Below are 10,776 nucleotides of genomic sequence, written 5' to 3'. Positions count from 1 at the left end.
CGCCGGATGATCGAGATCCGCAAGCAGAACCCCGCCTTCGGTCTCGGCACCTACACCGAACTCCAGTCCTCCAACCCGGCCGTCCTCGCCTTCCTGCGCGAGGCGCCCCTGGTGGCGGACGGAGGCGACGACGTGGTGCTGTGCGTGCACAACTTCTCGCGCTCCGCGCAGCCCACCGAACTGGACCTGCGCCGGTTCGACGGCCGCTATCCCGTGGAGCTGTTCGGCGGGGTCCGCTTTCCGGCCATCGGCGAACTGCCCTACCTGCTCACCCTCGCGGGACACGGCTTCTATTGGTTCCGGCTCACCAGAGCCGCGTCCCGGATCGGCCGCCGCCCGTGAGCGAGCGCCGGGGAAAGGATGGGTCACCATGACGAAGACCGCACCCCTGCGACCGAGCAGCGCGAGCGGCGTCCGCTCCGTCGGGCCGCTCGCCGCGCTGCTGTGCGAGTGGCTGCCGCGGCAGCGCTGGTTCGCCGGCAAGGACCGGCCCCTCACCGACCTGCGCATGCTGTCGATGACCGAGCTGTACCCCGGCTGCCTTCATCTGCTCGTGCACGCCGACCAGTCGGGCGTCCCGACTCCCGGGGGCACTCCCCCGGCCGGTGACTGCTACCAGCTGCTCCTCGGCGTCCAGGAACATCTGTCGCCGCGTCTGGGACGGGCGCTGATCGGCAGGGTGGAGAGCGGGCCGCTGGCCGGACTGACGGTCCATGACGCGCTTCAGGACCCCAGGTCGGCGCATCTGCTCCTGGAGCGGATGCGGCACCCCGGCACGCTGGGCCCGCTGTGCTTCGAGTCCGACCCGTCCGTGTCGCTGCCCGCCGGGCTCGCCCCGCGGCTGCTGGAGGCCGAACAGTCCAACACCTCCCTGGTGTACGGGGACGCCTTCATCCTGAAGATCTTCCGGCGTATCCAGCCCGGGGTGAACCCCGATCTGGAGGTACCGGTCGCGCTGGCCGGGCAGGGGTGCGGGCGGGTGCCCGCACCCGTGGCCTGGTTCCGCACGACGCATCCGCAGGAGGCTACCCTCGGCGTGCTCCAGCCGTTCTTGCCCGACGCGTCGGACGGCTGGACACTGGCGCTGCGGGCCCTCGCCCTTGGGGAGGACTTCACGGCGGAGGCCGAGGAGCTGGGGCGGGCCACGGCGGACGTCCACCTCGCGCTGGCCGCGGCGCTGCCGGCCGGTCCGGACGCGGAGGACGGGCGCACGGCCGCGGCGATGACCGAGCGGCTGGAGGCGGCCGCGCACCATGTGCCGGCGCTGCGCCCGTTCGTGCCGGGCCTCACCACCGCCTTCGGCGCGCTCTCCGTGTGCGACGCCGGCCCGCCCGCCCAGCGCATCCACGGGGACCTGCACCTCGGGCAGGTCCTGCGCGCCGGGCGCGACTGGTTCGTCATCGACTTCGAGGGCGAGCCGTCCCGTCCGCTGGCCGAGCGCCGCAGTGCCCAATCCCCGGTCCGGGACATCGCCGGGATGCTGCGCTCGTTCGACTACGCCGCCCGCCAGCGCCGTCCGTGGCGGCCTGAGTGGGCGCGCCGCTGCCGGGAGGCCTACTGCGCCGGCTACGCGGCCCGCGCGGGCTGGGACCCCCGCAAGAAGCATGCCCTGCTGCGTGCCTACGAGACGGACCGAGCCGTGTACGAAGTGCTGTACGAGGCCCGTAACCGTCCCGACTGGCTGCCCGTACCCATGGCGGCGATCGAACGACTCGCCGTCCGAGGAGGCTGACCCCTGTGGCCCTGCGTGACACCTCTCCGCCCGAGTCGGCCGGCCCCCGCCCGCGCACGGCGCCCGCCCTCGATCCGGCCGACCGTGGGCGCCTGCTCGCGGGCGCCCACCACGATCCGCACGCCCTGCTGGGCGCGCACGCGGTGCCGGGCGGGATCGTCCTCCGGGCCCTGCGGCCCTTCGCGGACGCCGTGAGTGTCGTGATCGACGGTGATCCCACCCCGCTCGTCTCGGAGGGCGACGGCCTGTTCTCCGTCCTCCTGCCGCTCGACGCGGTGCCCGCGTACACGCTGCTGGTGTCGTACGAGGGCGCCGAGCACAAGGTGGACGACCCCTACCGTTTTCTGCCGGCCCTCGGCGACCTGGATCTGCACCTCGTCCGTGAGGGGCGGCACGAGGAGCTGTGGAAGGCGCTCGGCGCGGAGCCGATGGCCCACCAGGGGGTGATCGGCACCCGGTTCACGGTGTGGGCGCCGAACGCCCAGGGGGTGCGCGTCGCCGGGGACTTCTGTTTCTGGGACGGCACCGCCTTCCCGATGCGGTCCCTCGGTTCGTCCGGGGTGTGGGAGCTGTTCCTGCCCGGGATCGGCGAGGGGGCCCGGTACAAGTTCGAGATCACCTCCCGCCACGGCCACCGCTTCCTCAAGGCCGACCCGATGGCCCGGCGGGCGGAGGTGCCGCCGGACACCGCGTCGATCGTGCACGCCTCGCACTACGAGTGGGCGGACGAGGAATGGATGGCGCACCGGGGCGACGTGCCCGTGCATGTGGCGCCGTTCTCCGTGTACGAGGTCCATCTGCCCTCCTGGCGGCCCGGGCTGACGTTCCGGCAACTGGCGAAGGAGCTGCCGCCGTACGTCAACGACCTCGGTTTCACCCATGTGGAGTTCATGCCGGTCGCCCAGCATCCGTTCTCGGGTTCCTGGGGCTACCAGGTCACCGGGTTCTACGCGCCGGCCTCCCGCCTGGGCACGCCCGACGACTTCAAGTGCCTGGTGGACGCCTTGCACCGGGCCGGAATCGGCGTGATCGTGGACTGGGTGCCGGCGCACTTCCCCAAGGACGACTGGGCGCTGGGCCGGTTCGACGGGGAACCGCTGTACGAGCCCGGCGACTCGCGCCGGGCCGAGCACCCGGACTGGGGAACGTACGAGTTCGACTTCGGGCGCGTCGAGGTGCGCAACTTCCTCGTGGCGAACGCCACTTACTGGTGCGAGGAATTCCACGTCGACGGGCTGCGGGTGGACGCCGTCGCCTCGATGCTCTACCTCGACTACTCACGGGACTCCGGCCAGTGGTCGCCCAATGTCTTCGGCGGCCGGGAGGACCTGGAGGCGATGGCTTTCCTCCAGGAGATGAACGCGACGGTCTACCGCCGCAACCCGGGGGTCGTGACGATCGCGGAGGAGTCCACCGCGTGGGAAGGGGTGACCCGGCCGACCGACAGCGGCGGTCTGGGGTTCGGGCTGAAGTGGAACATGGGCTGGATGCACGACTCGCTGGAGTACGTCGGCAAGGAGCCGGTGCACCGCAAGTACCACCACAACGAGATGACCTTCTCGATGGTGTACGCGTACAGCGAGAACTACGTGCTGCCCATCTCCCACGACGAGGTCGTCCACGGCAAGCAGGCGCTGGTCTCCAAGATGCCCGGCGACTGGTGGCAGCGGCGCGCCACCCACCGCGCGTACCTGGGGTTCATGTGGGCCCACCCGGGCAAGCAGCTCCTCTTCATGGGTCAGGAGTTCGCCCAGGGCGCGGAGTGGTCCGAGGCCCACGGCCCCGAGTGGTGGCTGCTGGACCCGGGGTACGCGTCCGCGGGTGATCACCGGGGTGTGCGGGACCTGGTGCGGGAGCTCAACACGGTCTACCGGGCCACCCCGGCCCTGTGGGAGCGGGACACCGATCCGGCCGGTTTCCGGTGGGTGGTCGGCGACGCCGCGGAGGACAACGTCTTCGCTTTCCTCCGCCACGACGCCCACGGCGCTCCGCTCCTCGCCGTCAGCAACTTCTCGCCGGTCGTGCGCCACGACTACCGGCTCGCCGTGCCCGACGGGGTGCCGGCCTGGCGCGAGCTGCTCAACACCGACGCCGAGTGCTACGGCGGCAGCGGCGTCGTCCATCCCGCCCCCGTCGCGGTGCGGGACGGGGCGATCGCTCTCACCCTGCCGCCCCTGGCCACGGTGTGGCTGGCGCCGTCGTCCGTGTGAACAGTCCCGGAGGGGGCATTCGGGTGCGTACCACCCGCCAGAGAGAGGCCGCATCCCGTGCGCACCGTCGGAGTGGAGGAAGAACTCCTCCTGGTCGATCCGGAGACCGGGGAGCCCCAGGCCCTGTCCGCCGCCGTCCTCGCCCGCGCCTCCCGGCGCGGGGCGGAGGAGGACGTCTTCGAGAAGGAACTGCACAACCAGATGCTCGAGTTCAACACCCACCCACAGTCGGGCATGGGCGAACTCGGCGCGGAGATCGTCCGTATACGCGGGGAGGCGGCCCGGCACGCGCGGGAGGCCGGGTGCGCGGTCGCCGCGCTCGCCACGTCCCCGTTGCCGGTGCGCCCGTCCGTCAGCATGAACCGGCGCTACCAGTGGATGGCGGAACAGTTCGGCATCGCGACGCGTGAGCAGATGGTGTGCGGCTGCCATGTCCATGTGTCCGTCGACTCGGACGAGGAGGGCGTCGCGGTCGTCGACCGGATCCGGCCCTGGCTGTCGGTGCTGACGGCACTGAGTGCCAACTCGCCGTTCTGGCAGGGCCTGGAGACGGACTACAGCAGCTACCGCAGCCGGGTGTGGCAGCGCTGGCCGTCGGCCGGTCCGACGGAGCTGTTCGGGTCGGCGGACCGGTACCACCGGCGGGTTGCGGACATGGTGGCCACCGGCACGATCCTCGACGAGGGCATGGTCTACTTCGACGCCCGGCTGTCGGCGCGCTATCCGACGGTGGAGGTGCGGGTGGCGGACGTCTGTCTGCACGCGGAGACCGCCGTGCTGATCGCCACGCTGGTGCGGGGGCTCGTCGAGACGGCCGCCCGTGACGCGGAGGCCGGCCGGGAGCCGCTGGACCACAGCGTGAGCCTGCTCCGGCTGGCCGGCTGGCGGGCCGCCCGCTCGGGGCTCACCGAGAACCTGCTGCACCCCGCGACCTTGCGGCCCACGCCCGCCGAGACTGTCGTCGGCGCTCTGCTGGACCATGTCGAGGACGCGCTGGCGGACTGTGGCGACCTCGAGCGGGCCCGCGCGTCCTGCGCGGAACTGCTGCGGCACGGCAATGGTTCCCGGATCCAGCGCGAGGTGTGGGAGCGCACCGGCAGTCTGCGCGAGGTGGTCACCACCTGTGTGAAGCAGACCCAGGCCTGAGGCCACCCGCCGTGGCCCCGCCGCCCGGTTCCGGAGGGCGGGATCGATGTGGCTCGTGCTCTCCGAGTCCCCGGAGCGCCGGCTTCACCGGCGGTGAGCCGTCGGAAGTGCCGGGAGCCGACAGGACGAGATCATCAACGCGGATTACTTATCCGTTCCAGGCCACAACCGGTCCCACCTGGGCTAGATTCGACCACCGTCGATGACAGTCCCCGTCGGCGGAGTCACAGCCCGTACACCTCAGGAGCAGCGCATGCGCGACTTCGCCCTCGCTCCCCCAGTCACCACGCCCCTGACCGGAGGGCTCGCCGACACCGTCTTCGAGACTGCCGCCCGCACTCCCACACTCCCCGTGCTCTCCCGCCGTCCGGACGGCGCCTGCGCCGACTGGGAGGAGGTGACGGCCGTCGAGTTGCGGGACGAGGTGATCGACCTGGCGAAGGGGTTCGTGGCGTCCGGGATCTCGCCCGGCCACCGCGTCGCGATCATGGCGCGTACCCGGTACGAGTGGACGGTCCTGTCCCACGCGCTCTGGGCGGTGGGCGCCGAGGTCGTCCCCGTCTATCCGACGTCCTCGCGCGAGCAGGTCGAGTGGATCCTGCGGGACTCGAACTGTGTGGGCGTCGTCGTCGAGGACGAACAGAGCGTCATGACCGTCGGGTCGGTGTGCGCGGCCCTGCCCTCGCTGCGGAACGTCTGGCAGTTGGACGCCGGGGCGTTCGAACAGCTCGCGCAGCGCGGCGAGTTGGTGCCGATCACCACGGTGGACTCGCTGCGCCGGATCGTGCTGCCCGACTCCACCGCGGTGATCGCCTACACCTCCGGGAGCTCGGGCCGGCCCCTGGGCTGCGCGCTGAGCCACCGCAGCCTGGCCAGCCCCTGCGACACGCTGCTGGCCGGCTGGGGGCACACCGCCGCGCCCGCCGGCCGGCAGCCGAGCGTCCTCGCCTTCCTGCCGTTCTCCCACGTGTACGGGCTGATGATCCAGGGCCTGTGTCTGCGCGGCGGCATCCTGATGGGCCACGAACCCGACATCGGCGCGGAGGCGCTCGCGGAGTCGCTGCGCACCTTCCGTCCGACGTATCTGTACGCGGTGCCGTCGGTGTTCGAGAAGATCTACAAGAACTTCCTGCGGACGGCCCAGGAGGCGGGCCGCGGCGCCCTGTTCGAGCGGGCGGCGGAGACGGCCCGGGATTTCGCGGCCGCCGTCGAACGGCAGCGGCTGGGCCGCGGCTCGGGGCCCGGTCTCGACCTGCGGCTCCAGCACGCCCTGTTCGAGCGGACGGTGTACCGCAGACTCCGGGCGGCGCTCGGCGGCCGCGTCCACCGCGCCACCTCGGGCGGCTCCCCGCTCCACCGCGATCTGTCCCAATTCTTCGAGGGCATCGGCATCTACGTGCACGACGGGTACGGGCTGACCGAGACCAGCGGCGGGATCACGATGCAGCCGCTCGGCCGGGAGAAGTCGGGCACCGTCGGACAGGCCCTGCCGGGCACGGACATCCGGGTGGCCGACGACGGGGAGATCCTGGTGCGCGGCCCGTCGGTGTTCCAGGGTTACGTCAACGACGACGCCGCGACGCGGGCCGCGCTGTGGGGCGGCTGGCTGGCCACGGGTGACCTCGGGTTCCTGGACTCCGACGGCTACCTCACGATCACCGGCCGCAAGAAGGACGTCATCATCACCAGCAGCGGCAAGAGTGTGGCGCCGGCCTCGCTGGAGCAGCGGTTGCGGATGCATCCGCTCGTCCATCAGGCCGTGGTCGTGGGTGACAACCGGCCGTGTGTGGGCGCGCTGATCACCCTGGACCCCGACTTCCTGGCGCACTGGCGCGGGAACCTGTTGCTGCACGGCGACACCCAGAGCCGGGAGGCTCGCGAGGAGAACGCCCTGCGGGAGGAGGTCGGACGGGCGGTGGCCGCAGCCAACAGCACGGTGTCCCGCTCGGAGTCGATCCGTGCCTTCCGCATCCTGCCGCAGGCGTTCGACCAGACCAACGGCCTGCTGACGCCCTCGATGAAGCTGCGCCGCGACTCGATCGTGGCGCACTACGCGGCGGAGATCGAGGCGATGTACCAGGCCCGGGCGCGGGTGCCCCGGCAGAGCGCACCGGAGGAGGTACTCGGCTGGGACGACGCCGACGACGTGTTCCGGTGAGCCGGTGGGCGGCGGGGGCCGGACACGCCGCGCGGCCGGAGAGCCGTGCGGCCGTGTTCTGCCGTGACCATATGCCGTCGGAGGACGGACGCGTAGCCTGGGAGCCCTCGGGAACCCTGTAGGGGCGACGCCAGAGAGCCGTACGAGAAAGGACGACGGTCCCGGAGACTCGAGGGACCGCACTGACGACATGGCAACCGAGCCGCGTGGAAACGACGCACTGTCCTCCTGGGCGATTCCCAGCCGTACAGCCCGCTTCGCGGGTGAACCCCAGGACGTGACGGGTGCACGGCTGGCCACGGAGGAGTTCCTCCATGAACTGGCCCGCACCGTGCCGCCCACGGCACCGGAGTGCTGGCACGACATCGTGCTGATCGTGACGGAGCTGTCGGCGAACGCCGTCCAGTACGCGCCCGGCCCGTTCGAACTGCGTCTGCGCCCCACTTTCGACGGCGTGCACGTCACGCTGCACGACACGAACAGCAGTCCGCCGTCCCCCCGGCCGTTCCACCCCGACAGCGGGGGCGGCGGTATCGGCTGGTACCTGGTGCACACGCTGTGCAGTCAGGTCAGCGTGGTGCCGAACGAGGCGGGGCAGGGCGAGGGGAAGGACGTGCACGTCTTCCTGCCGTGGTGATCCGCCGGGCCGGCGGAGGCGGGACGGAGAGTCCCGCTGGTCCCGTCAGGCCGGCCGGCCGGTGGTCCGGATCGGGACGAACACACTGATCGTCTTACCGCCGCCCGCCCGTGCCTCGATGGCGACGTCCCGGGCCAGGCGGACGACCAGCGGCCAGCCGTAGCCGCCCACGCGGTGGCCGGCCGGACGGAAGCCCGGTCCGCCCACCGCGGCGGGCACCGCGTCGCTGTAGTCGCGCACGGCCACCCGGACCCCGTCCCGCACCGGCGTCATCTCGAACCCGGCCAGTCCGCCGCCGTGCCGGAGGGCGTTGGCCACCAGCTCCGAGACGACGAGCAGCAGGTCGGTGACGTCCTCCTCGCGCGCCGGCCGGGCGGAGCGGTGCCACCCGGCGTCCACCACCGCGCGGGCGTGGGCCCGGGCCGCCGCGGACGTCTTCACCGAAGTCCCCGGCGCCGCCCGGACGGGCGCCGAGCGCGCGGGCGCGAGTCCCTCTTCCCTCATACCGATGGCGTTCCCCTTGGTGTCGGCCGGCGATAGTGATCGCCGACGGCGGTGAGGTACGCCGGGTCCGTCGTCTCGCTGTCGGTGCGGAAGCGGGGTGCGTCCTTGACCTCGTCCCCGGTGCAGCCCAGGGTCACCTTGCGGTCCGCGTGGTCGACCCCCGTCACGACTCCCACCGGGACGACGGCGCTCCTGCCGAAGAGCCACACTCCCGTGTCGACGACCAGGTGCCGCATTCCGAGCGGGTCGGCCTCACGTTCCACATGGCCGAGGGTGCCGTCGGCCGTCATGACGGCGTAGTCGGTCAGGTCCTGTCCTTCGGCGTATCCACTGTCCGGCGTGTACAACCAGATTCCGTCGATGGTCACACTGCTCCCTTCTCACGCTCCAGAGCTGCCATTACCCGCCCTTGGCGCCCGCATTCGGGGCATGTCTGTCCGTTCCTGACCGAAGAGAGTGGGTATCGGCACCAGCTGCAAAACTCTGTGCGGAACATCCGGCATGAGATCCGGAACCCGGGGAAGGCGGACTTCGTCATCGACCGGCTCGACGAACGGAGTGAGCGGCATGAATGCCGTGACGGCACACGCAACGACGGCCACGGCAGTGCGGGCGGGCGCGGAGAGCCCGCAAGGAGGGGTTCCGCTCATCGAGATGCCCACCCAGGTGAGCCCGAAGGACGCGCGGGAGCTCTCGCGCCGCTTCTTCGACCGGCTGGCCGTCGTGGAAGAGGGCACCCACGAATACCAGTACGTGCGCAACACCCTGATCGAGATGAATCTCTCCCTGGTGCGGTACGCGGCCTCCCGCTTCCGCGGCCGGGGCGACTCCATGGAGGACATCGTCCAGGTCGGCACGATCGGGCTGATCAAGGCCATCGACCGGTTCGAGCTGACCCGCGAGGTCGAGTTCACCTCGTTCGCCATTCCGTACATCGTCGGCGAGATCAAGAGGTTCTTCCGGGACACGAGCTGGGCCGTGCACGTGCCGCGCAGGCTCCAGGAGGCTCGGGTCGAACTGGCCAAGGCGACGGAGGAGCTGCAGACGCGGCTGGGCCGCATGCCCACGACGCGTGAGCTGTCGCAACTGATGTCGCTGTCGGAGGAGGAGGTCATCGAGGCGCGCAAGGCCTCCAACGGCTACACGTCCGCCTCCCTCGACGCGGCCCTGACCTCCGACGGCGGCGCGGACGGCGAGTCCGTGCTGGCCGACTTCCTCGGCGCCGAGGAGCCGGCGCTGGAGCTGGTGGAGGACTTCCACTCGCTGGCACCGCTCATCGCCGAACTCGACGATCGGGAGCGGCTGATCATCCACATGCGGTTCGTCGAGGAGCGGACGCAGGCGGAGATCGGCAAGGAGCTCGGCATCTCCCAGATGCATGTGTCACGGCTGATCAGCCGCATGGTGCAGCGACTGCGGACCGGTCTGCTGGGATCCGAGGTCGCCTGACCCCGGAGATCCGGTCGTGAACTTTGCCCGGGACGGCTGAAGCCGTCCCGGGCAAAGCTGTGCGACTACCCTGTTTCCGTTCGTGTATGCATGGTGCCCGCCTTCTGGAAATCCTGTGTGCGCGAAGTGACGTGAGGCTTTGTTGCACCGCACTCCAGTGGGTTAGCCTGCGGCGGATTTCTCTCATCGCGCACATCCGTGAACTGCGGAAATCCACGTACGACATGCTGGGCCGTCCACCTGGGCGGCCCGGTTCGAGTCCCCGCCCGGGGGCTCCTGGGGAGCGGAACGAGGGTAGGCATGACCAGCAACGCGACCGAGACCTTGGACGCGGTTCCCGGCGACCACGAGCTCAGGCAGCTCCTGGCCGGCCTGACAGCCGTACGGGACGGGGACTTCGGTACCCGGTTGCCCACCGACGGCGACGGCCTGCTGGGTGACATCGCCACCGTCTTCAACGGCATGGTCGACCAGCTGTCCGTCTTCACCTCCGAGGTCACCCGGGTGGCCCGGGAGGTGGGCACGGAGGGCACTCTGGGCGGTCAGGCGGAGGTGCCCGGGGTCTCCGGGACCTGGGCCGACCTGACGGACTCCGTGAACGCCATGGCGGGCAACCTGACGACCCAGGTCCGCGACATCGCCCAGGTGGCGACCGCGGTCGCCAAGGGCGACCTCTCCCAGAAGATCGACGTGCCGGCCCGGGGCGAGATCCTTCAGCTGAAGGAGACCGTCAACACGATGGTCGACCAGCTGTCCGCCTTCGCCGACGAGGTCACCCGCGTCGCCCGCGAGGTCGGCACCGAAGGACGCCTCGGCGGCCAGGCGCAGGTGCCCGGAGTCGCCGGCGTGTGGCGGGACCTCACCGATTCGGTCAACTTCATGGCCGGAAACCTCACCAACCAGGTCCGCAACGTCGCCCAGGTGACCACGGCGGTGGCCA

10 protein-coding genes are annotated in these 10,776 nt (G+C 71.1%); 8 read left to right on the top strand and 2 right to left on the bottom strand.

All coding sequences use genetic code 11. The features are described from left to right. The 6 genes from ACFWBD_RS27660 to ACFWBD_RS27635 form a co-directional block, all read left to right on the top strand. Positions 1-342 (top strand): alpha-glucosidase C-terminal domain-containing protein (locus tag ACFWBD_RS27660; RefSeq protein ID WP_385672186.1); only part of this gene is annotated, 342 nt, incomplete at its 5' end. A 28-nt stretch (positions 343-370) separates the two neighbouring features. Then, on the top strand, positions 371-1,732 hold the full coding sequence (locus ACFWBD_RS27655) for a maltokinase (RefSeq protein ID WP_385672183.1): 1,362 nt from the start codon (positions 371-373) through the stop codon (positions 1,730-1,732). A gap of 5 nt (positions 1,733-1,737) precedes the next feature. After that, positions 1,738-3,942 carry a 1,4-alpha-glucan branching enzyme gene (glgB, locus tag ACFWBD_RS27650; protein WP_385672180.1) on the top strand — a complete coding sequence of 735 codons (2,205 nt, stop codon included), beginning with the start codon at positions 1,738-1,740 and terminating at the stop codon, positions 3,940-3,942. A 57-nt stretch (positions 3,943-3,999) separates the two neighbouring features. Next, entirely contained in the window at positions 4,000-5,088 is a 1,089-nt protein-coding gene (locus ACFWBD_RS27645; protein WP_385672177.1) for a glutamate--cysteine ligase, read from the top strand. Positions 5,089-5,341: 253 nt separating this feature from the next. Next, positions 5,342-7,246: an AMP-dependent synthetase/ligase gene (locus ACFWBD_RS27640; RefSeq protein WP_385672174.1), complete on the top strand. Its 1,905-nt coding sequence runs from the start codon at positions 5,342-5,344 to the stop codon at positions 7,244-7,246. Between the two features lie 190 nt (positions 7,247-7,436). After that, the gene (locus tag ACFWBD_RS27635) at positions 7,437-7,883 is read left to right on the top strand and encodes an ATP-binding protein (RefSeq protein WP_385672171.1); all 447 of its coding nucleotides are present in this window, start codon (positions 7,437-7,439) and stop codon (positions 7,881-7,883) included. A gap of 45 nt (positions 7,884-7,928) precedes the next feature. Here the strand turns inward: ACFWBD_RS27635 and ACFWBD_RS27630 are convergent, their stop codons facing one another. After that, positions 7,929-8,387 (bottom strand): ATP-binding protein, encoded by a 459-nt coding sequence (locus tag ACFWBD_RS27630; RefSeq protein WP_385672168.1) that lies wholly within the window; start codon positions 8,385-8,387, stop codon positions 7,929-7,931. Then, positions 8,384-8,755: a PRC-barrel domain containing protein gene (locus ACFWBD_RS27625; RefSeq protein ID WP_385672165.1), complete on the bottom strand. Its 372-nt coding sequence runs from the start codon at positions 8,753-8,755 to the stop codon at positions 8,384-8,386. The genes ACFWBD_RS27630 and ACFWBD_RS27625 overlap by 4 nt, the downstream gene beginning before the upstream one ends. A 199-nt stretch (positions 8,756-8,954) precedes the next feature. On the opposite strand from ACFWBD_RS27625, the gene ACFWBD_RS27620 reads away from it, so the two are divergent. Next, entirely contained in the window at positions 8,955-9,836 is an 882-nt protein-coding gene (locus ACFWBD_RS27620; RefSeq protein ID WP_385672162.1) for an RNA polymerase sigma factor SigF, read from the top strand. 300 nt (positions 9,837-10,136) lie between these two features. Next, positions 10,137-10,776: HAMP domain-containing protein (locus ACFWBD_RS27615; protein WP_385672159.1), on the top strand; the 640-nt coding region annotated here is incomplete at its 3' end.

This window comes from Streptomyces sp. NPDC060002 (assembly GCF_042737245.1).
Lineage (GTDB): Bacteria > Actinomycetota > Actinomycetes > Streptomycetales > Streptomycetaceae > Streptomyces.
The sequence above is the reverse complement of the archived record's forward strand: the minus strand, read 5'-3'. Positions and strand labels throughout refer to the sequence as shown.

What these genes read in the sequence shown, in the direction of transcription:
- ACFWBD_RS27635 (WP_385672171.1), top strand. Translation starts at nt 7,437, where the DNA reads ATGGCAACCGAGCCGCGTGGAAACGACGCACTGTCCTCCTGGGCGATT.
- ACFWBD_RS27655 (WP_385672183.1), top strand. Translation starts at nt 371, where the DNA reads ATGACGAAGACCGCACCCCTGCGACCGAGCAGCGCGAGCGGCGTCCGC.
- ACFWBD_RS27630 (WP_385672168.1), bottom strand. Translation starts at nt 8,387, where the DNA reads ATGAGGGAAGAGGGACTCGCGCCCGCGCGCTCGGCGCCCGTCCGGGCG.
- ACFWBD_RS27640 (WP_385672174.1), top strand. Translation starts at nt 5,342, where the DNA reads ATGCGCGACTTCGCCCTCGCTCCCCCAGTCACCACGCCCCTGACCGGA.
- ACFWBD_RS27620 (WP_385672162.1), top strand. Translation starts at nt 8,955, where the DNA reads ATGAATGCCGTGACGGCACACGCAACGACGGCCACGGCAGTGCGGGCG.